Raw genomic sequence first — 13,298 nt, 5'->3', positions numbered from 1 at the left:
ATTGCCCTCTTTTGTTTATTTGATACGTTTAAACATACTTTAGAGGGCTGTGAACAAAGTGTGAATTTTACAAATTAAGGAATATTAATAAAGATTTAATTATATTTCTTTACAGCATCTGCAACTGGAAAATCAAGCTCAAAACACACACCCTCGACCGTGTTATAAACTCGATAGAGACCATGATGTAGATCCATAATTGAAGCAACAATCGACAAACCTAATCCACCTGTTTGATTGTAATCACTTCGACTTGAGTGACATTGGTAGAATCTTTCAAAAAGATGCTCAAGTTGATGTTCAGCAATTGAAACCCCACCCGTTACCACAGTCAGGCTGACCCATTGCGTATGCTCAATCATCTTATGTTTAGTTGCGATATAAATAGTTCGCTTGTCACCACCGTGAACCAACGCATTTAAAATCAGGTTATAAACGGCTCTTTGAAAAAGCTCAGGATCTGCAAATAAATTTTTAGCCTCTAAGTTAAAACTAAAATGACACTCTTGTTCTTCAGCTTGATATTCAAAAATCTGGCATAGGCCATCTATAACGTCTTGAACGTTTATTTCCTGTTTGTTTATAAGAACCATTTTCTGATCGGCTCTTGCCAAGAAAAGCATACTATCAATCATGCGTTTTAATCTGTGGTAATCATCTAAATGAGACACCAGCAAATCTTCATATTGCTCAACCGAGCGTTCGCCAGTTAAAGCAATCTCGGTTTGCCCAATCAGATTATTTAAAGGCGTACGGAACTCATGAGCGATATCTTCAGAAAAACGGTTGAGCTGTGTATAGCCTTTTTCGATACGCTCAAGCATGTGGTTTATATCTTTTGAAAGCAGATCAACTTCTAAAGGAGAATTTGATAGGTTTAATCTTTTCTGGAGCTGATTTGCATTAATAGAATGAGTTTGCTTGCGAAGCTGTTGTAGCGACCGTAAACCTAAATGACAAGCTAAAATACAAAGCACAAAGATCGCAAACACGCCCCCGACTACATACATCAAGAGACTTTCTTGAAAAGGTAAAAGAATATTGATGCGTTCCGACCACTGTTTACCTGCAATGAGCAGATAAGGCTCGTTATTAATTTTTATGGTTTTCCAAGCAATGCGCGTTGGATATGGGTTATTAGCTAAATCCTGAAATTGAAGACTGTCGCGCTGTGCAAGTTCAGGTAGTTGAATGTGAAGCGGATTGATATTAATTAAACTTTTGCCTTTATGAATAAGCAGAAACAAATTGTCTTGATTGCCAAGCATGTTTTGATACAGCTTAGGCCGCGCAATGATTTGCTCTACATTTTCGCTATCTTGTAGCAAAATTTCCAAACGATTAATTCTGTCTGCTAAAGCTTTATCTTGCTGCTTTAACAAAATTTGATTAATACCTAAATAGGTCATAAAGCCGACGGAACATAAAATTAAGGCAGAACAAAGCGTGACCAGTAATGTAATACGGACTTCAAGAGAACGCAGAAATTTAAAGTTCATAAGCTAACCGAAATTTTATAGCCCAAGCCACGTATGGTATGAATGAGTTTTAACTCATATCCCTCATCAATTTTGCTTCGTAAACGGCGTACAGCGACATCAATAAAGTTGGTATCTGTGTCAAAGTTAATATTCCAAACTTCGGAGCCAATTTGTCTGCGCGTCACAATTTGCTCTTTGTTAAGCAACAAGTAACGCAACAAATTAAATTCGGTTTTACTCAGCTCAATTAAGTTGCCACTACGCCATACTTCATGACCAACCAAATCCATTTTTAAATCACTAATAGACAGCTCATTTTCTTGTAGATATTGCTGTCGTCTTAACAGACTTTTAATCCGCGCCAACAGTTCAATATACGAAAATGGTTTAGCCAAGTAATCATCTGCACCCAACTCCAAACCTTTAACTCTATCTATGACCTGATCTTTTGCCGTTAAGAAAATCACCGGAATTTTTGAAAACTGACGTAAGACCTGTAATACACTCCAACCGTCTATGTCCGGTAACATGACATCAAGAATAAGCAAATCATATTGATCTCTCTTTAGCAATTCCAACCCTTGCAGCCCTAAGTGAACACACTCTGCTTGATATCCAGACTCTTTTAATCCTTTGACCAAATAAGTAGCAATCTTGATCTCGTCTTCAATAATAAGGATACGCATTTTGTAGAGACTCATTTGAAAGATGACAACTTTGTAATGTGATTGTCACGCTTGAAGTTAAGCAATGTGTTTAAGATTTTCAAAGCGACATAGAGGCGATCATTATGAAAAAATTAAACTGGCTGATGTTAACAGCCTTGCTATTCGGTAATAGTACTTTTGCACAGCCCCCTGCTTTGAATCAAGTTTATTCGTTAGATCTAAAAACCGCACATCTGCTAGCCGACAGTGCTAAAGAGGCCTGCAAAAAACTAAATCAAAACATTGCAGTGGTTGTTGTAGATCGTGGCGGTAATCCTTTAACTGCCGAACGGCATGAGCTGGTGGGTCCGCATAATTTAATGGCTGCCGAGAAAAAAGCCTATACCGCGTTATCTACCAAAACATCGACCTTGGTTTTAAGCCAAAACAGTAACCAAAACCCCGATGCAAAAAATTTAACCACCGTAGCGAATTTACTTTTGTTAGGCGGCGGCGTACCTGTTCGTTTTGAGAACCAAGTGATCGGAGCGATTGGGGTTGCAGGTGCTGGCGGCGCACAAAATGACAATCAATGCGCAAGCAAAGCCATTGAAACCGTTTTTCATTCATAAGGAGCTTTACCATGCCTAAATCATTTATTGCTTTATCTTCGTTATTTATTGCTTCAGCTACATTTGCACAAACTAATCCACTAAGTGTGCATGTGTTAAACCTAGAAACGGGTTTGCCCTCTTCTCAGGTTGAAGTGGTTTTAGAAAAAAACACCAATAACCAGTGGGTTAAGCTCAACCAGCAAGTGACCGATTCAAATGGTCGTATCACTGCGCTCTATCCAGAAAACAAAAAACTAGAGCAAGGGGTTTATAAAGTTACCTTTAAAACTGAAGACTGGTTTAAAAAGAACAAACAACAAACTTTTTTTGCTGAAGTACCTGTAATTTTTAAAGTCGATGGAAGCGTAAATCACTACCATATTCCGTTACTACTTAGCCCTTACGGTTATTCAACCTATCGAGGCAACTAAAATAGAAAACCCCTTTATCTGTTGTACACAAATAAAGGGGTTGGTTAAAAGCGATGCGTTTTACGAACAAACACCATTGCTAATAACCGATTTTTTATTTGAATCTAACGCCACAATTGAAGAAGAAACCGTATTAATAATTTGAGTCATGGCCTCACTTGAAGCACTCACAATTGCATCCATCTTTTTAGCTTTTTGATCAATCGGCTGTTTAAAAGCAATTCGACAATTGAGCTGGGATCCTACATTAGTGATGACTTTTGCATTATTTGACTCTAATTGAGTGGGTGGTATTTGACGCTTCACCACCCAAGATACCGCAATATTAATATAGCTTTTATCTACAATATCAAAATGAGAAAAGTCCGTAGAAACTCGATATAACGGTTGATTGTTTCCAGCCAGCCCACTGCTATAACTGTCAATTGCCCCTAATTTTTGCTGTAAACCCGCCGACAAGGTATCGCGTAATTGCGTACCCATAGTCGATGTCCAGCGTTCATTATTTAATACCGTAGATTTACCACTACTGTCTTGTAGCACCAAAGGCGCACGGTCCAATCGGTCTGGAATCCCGACCGGTAATACCTCAATCACCTGCACAGTTGATTTTGTAGCCGCAGTGATTTTAGGAGACATCGTATAATAGTTTGGCGTTGGCGAACTCGAACATGCCGTCATGGCAACTGCTGTTAAAAACAGGCCGCTCCCAAGCAGCCATTTGACTGCTTTGGGATGCTGAAAAGATAGAGTGTTTTTATTTTTCATCATCGGTCTCTGGTGTTTTACCACGAATAATTGATTCAGGGTGTTGTTCAATATAGTCTGCCATTAACTGTAATGAAGCTGCCGCACGTGTCATTTGCTGCAATGCTTTACGTACGTCTTGTTGTAACGGCGCATCACTCGACAAAATAGACTCAGATGATCTTACCGTTTTACGGACATCGTCCAAGGTTGCTTGTAAACCAGGTGCAACTTTTCCATCCAACTGCTTAACCAGTTTGTCGGTAGAGGCAATGGCCGTGTTCATATTGTTGAGCGTTTTACGTACATCTTGCCCAATCTCAACTAACGGGAATTTCGTTAACTTGTCAGCAATCTGAGAAACTTGTGCTTGTAAGCCACTGAGTTCGGTCTGTGTAGTTGGAATCACTACGCGATCATCACTCAAAATTTGTAATTTAGCTGGTTTAGCTTTAGGGAACTTATCTAGGGCAATATAGTTTTGACCCGTGAGTAAGTTGCCTGTTCTCATTTGAGCACGCCATCCATGTTCAACAAAGTCTTTGAAGATTTCACTATTCGGATTAAGTGCCAAACCTTTTTCAACACGTGAAGGATAAAAGACCGCATCAACACGCATACGCATCTGCTTATAGTCGTTAGTAAATTCAGCATTAATCGCTTTAACATTACCAACTTCAATGCCCATGAAGTCAATTGGTGCACCGACTGCCAATCCACGCAATGAATGATCAAAATACATAATCACACCACGAGGTTGTCCATCTGGATCTTTCAATGCATCAGATTTTGAATCCCAAAGGTTAAAGCGGCTATGATTTGCTGCTGTGGTCGCATGTGAGTTTTCAGGGTATCCAAAAGCAATACCACCCGCAACAATACTTGCAAGCGACTGGGTATCTAAATTAAAGCCAGAAGCATTTAAAGTTACATCAATTCCGCTCGCCTGCCAAAAACGTGCATCGGTAGTGACAAACTTGTCATACGGTGCACGAATAAAGGTTTGCAGTTCAACATTTTTACCATCATCAGATAATTTATAAGCTGTAATTTGCCCCACATTAATTCGACGATAATAAATCGGAGAACCGATATCTAAAGATCCCAAATCATCTGCATTTAAGAAAAATATTTTTCCGGGCACATCTGAAGATATAACTGGCGGTATCTCTAACCCAGTAAATTCAAGTTTTTTCTCCTCCGATTTACCCCCATCCACTTCAATATATGAACCTGACAATAAAGTATCGATGCCTGAAACCCCACTCGTCCCAATACGTGGTCGCACTACCCAAAATCGTGAATCTTTTGCTGCAAAGTTACTCGCGTCTTTACGCAAATCAATTCTGGCAATCACGTGGGAACGATCTTCCGAAAGATCAATTTGTCGTACTACACCAATATCCACCTGCTTATAACGAACAGTTGTTTTACCTGCAACCAGCCCCTCAGCCGTCCTAAAAGATACGTCAATTGTAGGGCCGTGAGACAAGAGCGCTTTTATCGCTAATGAAAGCGCAATTAAAAGAGCAATCAATGGAATGAGCCAAATTAAAAGAGGTCTCCATCGACTTTTCTTTTCTTGGGGTTCTGGTAAATCATTCATGCTATCCAGTTCAACATCTGTATCACGACGATCTGAGTTACCAGGGGTTATTTCATTTTCAGACATACTCATTGTTCTTTTATTGACTGGGATTAATGGAATCATTATTCAACGGCGGATGTTCTGCCTGAATAATCGTTGATTTTTCTGAAGCAAAAGAAGAAGGTTTGTTTGTATTTTGAGATGCGTAGAAGTTATCCCAAATCAGTCGCGGGTCAAAACTTAAAGATGCAAACATGGTCAACACCACAACCGCACCAAAAGCAATCGAACCTGGCCCTGCTAAAATGGTAGCAAGCGATTGAATCTGAATAAGCGCTGTTAAGAGGGCTACCACAAAAACATCAATCATTGACCAGCGCCCGATAAACTCGACAACTCGATATAATTTAACGCACTGCTCAGGTAAAAATTTCCAAGCTGACGATTGTTGAAGATATACTGCTACCAATAAAAAATACAAAATCAGCAGCTTTAACATTGGAATAAAAATACTGGCCATAAAAATGACCACTGAAACCAGATAGTCTCCACTTTGCCAAAAGTAAATGACACCACTCATGATGGTATCTTGCTGACTACCTAAAAGTGAGTCAGTTACCGTCATTGGAAGTACATTGGCTGGAATATACAGAATAGTTGCAGCCACAACTAAAGCAAAAGTTCGATTTAAACTCGCTGGCTTACGTGAATGCAGTACGCTATTACAGCGAATACAACGTAAAACTTGAGAGTTTTGGTTGAGTCGTTTTTTTTCATTTTTAACAGAATTTACGATACCACAGCAGTGACACACAATTAATAAGAGATCTTTGGCTCTTGGATATTGTTGAATCATCGATGCTTGCTGCGAGCTTTTTGTCTGGGTCACGCTTTTTATCGTTTTCATGGCAGTGACCTATCAATTTCGTTCCAAATATCACTCACCTTTATAGAAGTAATATAAACCAACAATACACTCAAGATCGCAAATGCCCATAAAGCAATCTCTGGAATGACTAAGACCATTCCGATTAACTTCACAAGTGTGACCAAAATCCCGATTAAGAACACCTCAACCATTCCCCACACTCTCATAAAATAGAGTGTGCGTAAGGCAAACACCAAAAATGTGGGTCTTCTCTTCAATATACTCACTGTACCCAGCACATAGGAAAGTAATAAAAGATAGGAAAGCGGAACAATAAAAGTAGTAATTAAGATCAGTACGCCAACAAAAGCCCGATCATAATGAAACATCACCCAAACCGCACCAAGTAAAGTGGTTTCAGAGATATTTCCCTGCAATTCAATTTTTACAATAGGAAAGCTATTGGCAAGAATAAATACGATTAATGCAGTTAAGATTAAAGCTAGCAATGTCGAAAAAGGCTTGGTGTGCCGATAGAGTTCAGCGCCGCAACATACGCAATAAGCTCTTTTCCCATAAGCAAGCGGGGTTCTACGATAGACTGTATCGCACTCCTCACAACCTGCTAATTCTTTAAGCCGCATAGTTATACTCTGAAATTTATAATTTTTACTTTGTCAGAACTGCTTGCTACAACGCTTGCATAAAATTCTACTTCTAAGCAATGTGCCAAACTAATCTCATTTCTTCAAGAGAAAATTGAATAACGACTCTACCGTTTACTTTATTAAATTATATAAATAACAGAAAAGGATATAAAAAAGCCCCTTTCTAAAAAGGAGCTTTCACTTAGTCTAAACCTAAGAAATCATCAGTAAAAAGTAATCCCACAGCTTATCTCGATCATCTATCTGATTCTCCCCTGCAAGCTGAACCATTGCTCCATCAATCAAAAATAAAAACATATAGGCATCTTGGACTGAGGCAGTCGATTTTAGCGTTAAAAGCAGCTTATAAATTTCATTAATTAACCAGTTACGATAATCAATTACCACCTTATAGGCATTGGGATAGAGCTTTTCAATTTCAAAAATGGCTTTAAATGGCAAATGGTAAAATCCCTCTAGATAGGCATGCAGAAAATAAATCTCCTTGAGTTTATCGAGCACCATTTGCTCACGATAAGAATTGGAAATTGAAAGTACTTTTACTTTGAGTGCATCTGTTTGAAAAGTCAGACTCATCTCGATGAGTCGTGCTTTTGAATGAAAGATGTTATAGAAAGTCGCTTTGGGAATTTTGGCCTCAGCAATAATGCGGTCAATACCCACCTTATTAAATCCATATAAATTAAATAGGTCTGTTGCCGCGTGGAGCACTTTTAATGCTCTAAATGAAGCCTCTAAATTTGGCATAAATATTCTGCTCAAAGATAATTTTTTGTTGTATATAAAAGAGATAGAAATGCCGTCACTCTTAAAATGAGCGATAAAAACGAACATTCTCATGCACACGAAACCGTGCCTGAACTTATCTCAAGCTTTATTGTTGAAATGATTTTTTAGTCGTAATGATTTAAAGGTTAAACCTATAAATGTTTAAACCGTTTTAAAGACCAGTTGAGCGGTATGGGTAGAGAGAATCTGGCAAAGGCCAAAAAATAAAAAGAATTAGTACACATAGAGGACTCCTCATGTCTAAAGAAGTTCTACCGAATTACTGTCAAATAATTATGGTGGCAGAACGAGAGAAGGTTGACAGACTGGTTAGACGCCAGCACACCCGTGGGTGTCCCTCTCCCGTCCTACCGCAACGGGAGGGAACGAGAGGTACACACGCAAAACTATTCCTCAGAAGAAATAATTCTGATGCGGTCTAAAACAGCCTGTCAAAGCCGGCTGGCGATGTAGGCCAGCAGGCAAAGGATAGTGCTCAACCCTATTACAGTCAAGCACACAAAATGACATCTGTTTTAAAATAGATCATTAAAAAGTAAGGATAAATAATTAAAATCTATTGTTAAATTGGGTTTATAAACCAGATATTTTCCCAATTCGCTTAAAGCTATAGATAAAGATTAAGTTTTAAATTGATTTTATCTTCGGTCTATATATTCAAGATAACCTCTACCCTCCAATGCCTGATCATGAAATTCACCTTGCCATGCATATGAAGAAACGAAACCGGCAGCCAATCCAAAACAATATGGGGTATCTACATGTGCTGAAATATCTAAAACTTTTTGGTTATTATGATAAGCAACCCAGCGAAAAGTATTTGGAACATTCATTGAAAAATTATCAGGCGTAATTTGTGGTTCTGGTTGAAGACTCGTTACTTCAAAAAGGATATCGCCGTTATATTGAATTGACGTTCCATCTATATGACGGTAGTAAACAGAAGTCATAATCGGTTGATCTTCATAGCAGATAAAAGCCAACAACAACTGCTGTTCATGATCAATATTGATGACTTGATAGCTAAAGACTTTTACGGGAAGTTGTATATTCTCAACCAACCATTTGTTCTTTAGCATTGAGGTAGCTATGGCTTTCCACGACTCAAGTGTACATAGCCCCTGAACGGTCTCACTATTTCCCTTTTGTTTGATATGACCTTCATATTGTATGAGCACACTAAAGTGCTTATACAGGCCACTGTAAGCAAACCATGAAATAGCTTTAGTGGGCTTTAAATAAAGTTCTAGCTCTAAGTCTTCTCTTTTGGTAATGAGTACGAACCCATCGCCTTGCTCATGCATGATAGTTTGATTGTCAAAATTAATCCCAAAAGGATTTTGGCTAAATTTAATATCATTTTTAATTGAATATATTCTATAAGCTTCAGACGTTGTCGATAATGCGGTTCCATGCACTAACGAAGCGGTATCACCTTTTCCATCCTTAGACATTTGATAGTTGGTATCTGTAATCGTAAATCCTACATAACCTAAAACTGAAGCCCAAGATAAGTATCGAAATGGTTCAGGTAAGTCAGGTACCATGATCCCATAATGTGTGCTCCCAAAGCGTTTATAAAGAGTATGAGGAGTGAGTTCAAAGTCTTTTGGCAATGTTGACTGCCGCTCAGGTGTAACAGCGCCTAACAATGAACCTGAAAGTTTAGCAACTTTTCGATTGGCTTTGTCCTTAAGACCCTTTGGTAATCTATAGCTTGAGATTAGCATTGTTTTAAAATCCTTTATTTTAATTTGCTCAACAATAGAGTTCCATATTAGAACTTGATAATTTTCAAATGAATGTTAATAAGGGACATTTTGATTTACGAAGAAGCCAATCTCTATTAAAAAAAGATTTCACGCTAAAGTACTCATAGACATATTTAGCAAGATATTGATAGTAAAGTAATTTATTTCTTATAAAAGAATGATTTCTATATTTAAAAACTGATGTTAATCAATTTTAATTTAAAACAATAAGAGAATTTAAAATCTATAATAATACATATTATATAATCATTTACTTATTATCCCCTCTCAGAACGAGTAGCAACCTTTAAAAAGCTCAGAGTAGTTTTAATGACAAATATTAGAATCTTCAAATTTATAAACCTTATTCTCGCTCTTTTATGGATTTATCAAGGACTTGTTCCCAAATTTCTATTTCTTAATTCTGATGAAATCTTCGTGTGGCAATGGGTGGGATTGTCTTTAGAGAAGGCGAAACTTGCAGGCCATGCGAGCGGTATTACCGAAATTATTTTTGGTTTATGTTTTCTCTTTTCTGCGCATAAATATATTCATTATTTAAGTATTTTGGGTTTACTCGGCCTGCTTGTTTTAATTGGCTTTTTAATCCCCTCTACCCTTATTTTGCCTTACAACCCTATCGTGATGAATATTTCGATGATAAGTTTATCAATTATCTATCTACTTTTATTAAAAGAGCAAACTACTCATTTGCATAGAGTCGCTCAATAACATTCTAATTTTTATATAGAGATTTCAATGAGTTTATCTAAAAGCGACGTTTGTTGTGTAGTCATTACGGGAAGCACCAAAGGTATTGGTTTGGCACTCGCCGAAGCTTTTTTAAAACTAGAATGTTCAGTTGTGATTGCTGGACGAAACTTAGAACACTTAAATCATGCCCTCACCCACTTAGAAACTCAGTTCAATAAAGAAAAATTTATGGGTCTATGCTGTGATGTGACTCAAATTTCCGATGTACAAACCCTATGGAATGGTGCAATTGAGCATTTTGGACATGTAAATGTTTGGATTAATAATGCTGGAAGCTGCCACCCGACCAAAGACTTTGTCGACCTTCAACCTAACGAATTAAACGCGGCGGTTTCAACCAATATTTTAGGTACGATGCTAGGTTCGCAAGTGGCTTTAAAAGGCATGCTCAAACAAGGTTATGGTCAAATCTTTAACATGGAAGGTTGGGGAAGCAACGGCGAATGGAGTGCCGGCATGACTCCCTATGCAACCACCAAACGAGCTGTAAGTTATTTTAGTAAAGCACTTTATAAAGAAACAAAATCGACGCCGATTTTAACAGGCACGCTTAGTCCAGGTATGGTTGCAACTGATCTTTTAGTTTCTTCTTGGACCAATGGAAACATCCAAAACTGGAAAAAGATGAAGCGGTTATTTTTCTTTGTGATTGATTCACCAGAAGTGGTTTGTGCGTATTTAGCTAAGCAAATTATGCAAAATAAAAAAGCCAACCGACGTATCGCGTGGATTACACCATGGAAGCTTTTTCTTAGATTTTTGCAACCTTATTACTGGCGCAGAAACCCAGTTAAAGGCACAGCATTAGAGCACTTATAGTCAAATTTAGCGCTTTAAACTCTTCTCGCCATGAAATTGTTCAGTAGAAGTTCTTCTTAAAAGGCTTCTACTGAACTTCATACATATCAAGAATCGCTATCTGAGCTATCTTCTTTATTTAAAATCTGCCCTTCTCTTTTTGGTCGAATTAACGGTGCTGTTGGTCTTGGATGATGAGCATGTGTATATTGCAAACCAACTCCAGCGTATACATCATCTGCTGCAATTTCAGTTTCAAAACGCTCATTATCCAGATCTCGAATTTCCTCGCTAATTCTTATTACTTCGTCTTCATCTACGCCAAGTTCTTGTAAAATAATTTCGCCAAACTTAATCGCAGATTCAAAGGTTTCGCGAATCATAAAGTCCACTTTTTGTTTGACTAAATGCAGTGAGTGCTCACGGTCATACGAACGGACTAATAATTTTGCTAAAGGAAATTCATGGGTAACCAATTCTACAATTCTATTGGTGGTGTCTTTACTGTCGACACACACCACAATTGCCTGTGCAGTTGCAGCACCAGAAGCATGTAAAATATCTAGGCGACAACCATCGCCATAATAAATTTTAAAACCAAATTTTTCGGCGTTTTGAATCATGTCGGTATTATTATCAATAATGGTGACATCGACACCTCGTGCTAACAACAATTGACTGGTGACCTGACCAAAGCGTCCGAATCCAATCATTAAAACACTACCGCTTAAACCCTCGGCAATATTGACGTTTTCTAATGAAACATCCACTTTAGTTTGAGTGAAACGTTTAAAAAGAATACCAACAATTGGGGTCAATACCATCGAAAGTACCACAATAGCAGTCAGATTAGATTTAACGGTACTATCAATAACTTGTGCACTTAACGCGGCAGAGAAAAGTACAAAGGCAAACTCTCCACCCTGAGCCATAAGTAAGGCACGATCCAACGCTTCAGTATGAGGACTTTTCGTTACTCTGGCGACAATATAAATCATGAGCGCTTTGGCAAACATCAGGGCAATTACACCGCTCACAATCAGTTGCCAGTTTTGCTCAACCACTGATAAATCCAGTGACATGCCAACACCAAGGAAAAACAGGCCCAGCAAGATTCCTCGGAATGGTTCAATATCCGCTTCAATTTGATGTCTAAAGGTCGACTCAGATAAAAGCACACCCGCCAAGAAAGCACCCATCGCCATAGACAATCCGCTCACTTGCATGAGTAACGCTGCACCCAACACCACCAATAGTGCGGCGGCAGTCATGACTTCTCGTGCTTTAGCGGCAGCCAAGAGTCTAAATAATGGATTAAGTAACCAATAACCTGCTGCAATAAGACCTGCAATTGCGATTAAACCAATTCCTATATTTTCCAAACGTACCGATGTGCTTTCAACTACATGATTCGGTGCCATAAAAGCGACAATAGCCAGTAATGGAACAATCAATAAATCTTCAAAAAGTAAGATGGCTACAATTTTTTGCCCACGAGGTTGGGTCAAATCACCGCGATCGCCCAATAACTGCATCACAATCGCAGTCGAGGTTAATACAAACCCTGCCGCACCAATAAAAGCCACTTGCCACGTGAAGCCAAATAACAGCCCAACGCCAGTCAAAGCCAGCGCACAAATGATGATCTGTAGTGTGCCTAAGCCAAAAATTTCGCGTCTAAGACTCCATAAATGTGAGGGTTGCATTTCCAAACCAATCACAAATAGATACATCACAATTCCCAACTCGGCAATGTGCAAAATCGCGGCAGAATCTTGAAAAAAAGCAAACCCGAATGGGCCAATAATCAGACCCGCAATTAAATAACCTAATACTGAGCCCAAGCCAATACGTTTAAAAATAGGGACTGCAATAACAGCTGCTGCCAATAAAACTACGGGGGCAACCAAGCTAATTGAATGTGCTTCTGAGCTCATACATTTCTCATTTTATTTATCAGCAATTTATTCTATGTGAAAGTAGATTTGAGGGCGATTATTAGTTTTGAGAAAAAGCATCCTAAAAATACAATGACTTTAATCGTCCGAAAATTAAAATTTAGAGTATCCATATGAACAAAATATATCTCTATTTTTAAGGTTCATAATTAAGCACTCATAAAAAAAGCCCTTACGGGCTTTT

General features: G+C 38.3%; 13 protein-coding genes. 4 read left to right on the top strand and 9 right to left on the bottom strand.

From position 1 onward, the window contains the following. Positions 1 to 95: 95 nt before the first annotated feature. Positions 96 to 1,499 carry a heavy metal sensor histidine kinase gene (locus tag ACS604_RS05415; protein ID WP_440202328.1) on the bottom strand — a complete coding sequence of 468 codons (1,404 nt, stop codon included), beginning with the start codon at positions 1,497 to 1,499 and terminating at the stop codon, positions 96 to 98. Further along, positions 1,496 to 2,167 carry a heavy metal response regulator transcription factor gene (locus ACS604_RS05410; RefSeq protein ID WP_474770597.1) on the bottom strand — a complete coding sequence of 224 codons (672 nt, stop codon included), beginning with the start codon at positions 2,165 to 2,167 and terminating at the stop codon, positions 1,496 to 1,498. Before ACS604_RS05410 ends, ACS604_RS05415 begins: the two co-directional genes overlap by 4 nt. Positions 2,168 to 2,292: 125 nt before the next feature. Between ACS604_RS05410 and ACS604_RS05405 the strand changes: the two genes are divergently transcribed. Both ACS604_RS05405 and uraH read left to right on the top strand, forming a co-directional pair. Further along, positions 2,293 to 2,760 (top strand): GlcG/HbpS family heme-binding protein, encoded by a 468-nt coding sequence (locus tag ACS604_RS05405; protein ID WP_474770984.1) that lies wholly within the window; start codon positions 2,293 to 2,295, stop codon positions 2,758 to 2,760. Positions 2,761 to 2,771: 11 nt separating this feature from the next. After that, positions 2,772 to 3,173 carry a hydroxyisourate hydrolase gene (gene uraH, locus ACS604_RS05400; protein ID WP_005046214.1) on the top strand — a complete coding sequence of 134 codons (402 nt, stop codon included), beginning with the start codon at positions 2,772 to 2,774 and terminating at the stop codon, positions 3,171 to 3,173. A 60-nt stretch (positions 3,174 to 3,233) separates the two neighbouring features. Here uraH and ACS604_RS05395 read toward each other — a convergent pair whose 3' ends face one another. The 6 genes from ACS604_RS05395 to ACS604_RS05370 all read right to left on the bottom strand — a co-directional run bounded on the left by ACS604_RS05395 (position 3,234) and on the right by ACS604_RS05370 (position 9,563). Further along, positions 3,234 to 3,941, bottom strand: coding sequence for a PqiC family protein (locus ACS604_RS05395; RefSeq protein ID WP_474770595.1), 708 nt, complete (start codon positions 3,939 to 3,941; stop codon positions 3,234 to 3,236). After that, positions 3,931 to 5,598, bottom strand: a complete 1,668-nt coding sequence (locus ACS604_RS05390) for a PqiB family protein (RefSeq protein WP_174758371.1) — start codon at positions 5,596 to 5,598, stop codon at positions 3,931 to 3,933. The genes ACS604_RS05395 and ACS604_RS05390 overlap by 11 nt, the downstream gene beginning before the upstream one ends. A gap of 7 nt (positions 5,599 to 5,605) precedes the next feature. Continuing rightward, positions 5,606 to 6,415, bottom strand: coding sequence for a paraquat-inducible protein A (locus ACS604_RS05385; RefSeq protein WP_474770593.1), 810 nt, complete (start codon positions 6,413 to 6,415; stop codon positions 5,606 to 5,608). Then, complete coding sequence (locus tag ACS604_RS05380; protein ID WP_004791338.1) at positions 6,412 to 7,020, bottom strand: paraquat-inducible protein A; 609 nt, start codon at positions 7,018 to 7,020, stop codon at positions 6,412 to 6,414. The genes ACS604_RS05385 and ACS604_RS05380 overlap by 4 nt, the downstream gene beginning before the upstream one ends. Positions 7,021 to 7,236: 216 nt before the next feature. Further along, positions 7,237 to 7,791, bottom strand: a complete 555-nt coding sequence (locus ACS604_RS05375; RefSeq protein WP_474770592.1) for a TetR/AcrR family transcriptional regulator — start codon at positions 7,789 to 7,791, stop codon at positions 7,237 to 7,239. Between the two features lie 680 nt (positions 7,792 to 8,471). Beyond that, positions 8,472 to 9,563, bottom strand: a complete 1,092-nt coding sequence (locus tag ACS604_RS05370) for a DUF6670 family protein (protein ID WP_474770590.1) — start codon at positions 9,561 to 9,563, stop codon at positions 8,472 to 8,474. Positions 9,564 to 9,914: 351 nt separating this feature from the next. On the opposite strand from ACS604_RS05370, the gene ACS604_RS05365 reads away from it, so the two are divergent. Beyond that, positions 9,915 to 10,316 carry a DoxX-like family protein gene (locus ACS604_RS05365; RefSeq protein WP_353157414.1) on the top strand — a complete coding sequence of 134 codons (402 nt, stop codon included), beginning with the start codon at positions 9,915 to 9,917 and terminating at the stop codon, positions 10,314 to 10,316. Between the two features lie 27 nt (positions 10,317 to 10,343). Further along, on the top strand, positions 10,344 to 11,177 hold the full coding sequence (locus ACS604_RS05360) for an SDR family NAD(P)-dependent oxidoreductase (RefSeq protein ID WP_174732348.1): 834 nt from the start codon (positions 10,344 to 10,346) through the stop codon (positions 11,175 to 11,177). 86 nt (positions 11,178 to 11,263) lie between these two features. On the opposite strand, the gene ACS604_RS05355 is transcribed toward ACS604_RS05360, so the two are convergent. Continuing rightward, complete coding sequence (locus ACS604_RS05355) at positions 11,264 to 13,093, bottom strand: monovalent cation:proton antiporter-2 (CPA2) family protein (protein WP_474770588.1); 1,830 nt, start codon at positions 13,091 to 13,093, stop codon at positions 11,264 to 11,266. Positions 13,094 to 13,298: the final 205 nt, after the last annotated feature.

This window comes from Acinetobacter sp. Li1LvA2 (assembly GCF_056156705.1).
This window is presented reverse-complemented; position numbering and strand designations above follow the sequence as displayed.

Coding starts and splice junctions, on each gene's coding strand:
- ACS604_RS05415 (WP_440202328.1), bottom strand. CDS start 1,499: ATGAACTTTAAATTTCTGCGTTCTCTTGAAGTCCGTATTACATTACTG.
- ACS604_RS05410 (WP_474770597.1), bottom strand. CDS start 2,167: ATGCGTATCCTTATTATTGAAGACGAGATCAAGATTGCTACTTATTTG.
- ACS604_RS05405 (WP_474770984.1), top strand. CDS start 2,293: ATGTTAACAGCCTTGCTATTCGGTAATAGTACTTTTGCACAGCCCCCT.
- uraH (WP_005046214.1), top strand. CDS start 2,772: ATGCCTAAATCATTTATTGCTTTATCTTCGTTATTTATTGCTTCAGCT.
- ACS604_RS05395 (WP_474770595.1), bottom strand. CDS start 3,941: ATGAAAAATAAAAACACTCTATCTTTTCAGCATCCCAAAGCAGTCAAA.
- ACS604_RS05390 (WP_174758371.1), bottom strand. CDS start 5,598: ATGAGTATGTCTGAAAATGAAATAACCCCTGGTAACTCAGATCGTCGT.
- ACS604_RS05385 (WP_474770593.1), bottom strand. CDS start 6,415: ATGAAAACGATAAAAAGCGTGACCCAGACAAAAAGCTCGCAGCAAGCA.
- ACS604_RS05380 (WP_004791338.1), bottom strand. CDS start 7,020: ATGCGGCTTAAAGAATTAGCAGGTTGTGAGGAGTGCGATACAGTCTAT.
- ACS604_RS05375 (WP_474770592.1), bottom strand. CDS start 7,791: ATGCCAAATTTAGAGGCTTCATTTAGAGCATTAAAAGTGCTCCACGCG.
- ACS604_RS05370 (WP_474770590.1), bottom strand. CDS start 9,563: ATGCTAATCTCAAGCTATAGATTACCAAAGGGTCTTAAGGACAAAGCC.
- ACS604_RS05365 (WP_353157414.1), top strand. CDS start 9,915: ATGACAAATATTAGAATCTTCAAATTTATAAACCTTATTCTCGCTCTT.
- ACS604_RS05360 (WP_174732348.1), top strand. CDS start 10,344: ATGAGTTTATCTAAAAGCGACGTTTGTTGTGTAGTCATTACGGGAAGC.
- ACS604_RS05355 (WP_474770588.1), bottom strand. CDS start 13,093: ATGAGCTCAGAAGCACATTCAATTAGCTTGGTTGCCCCCGTAGTTTTA.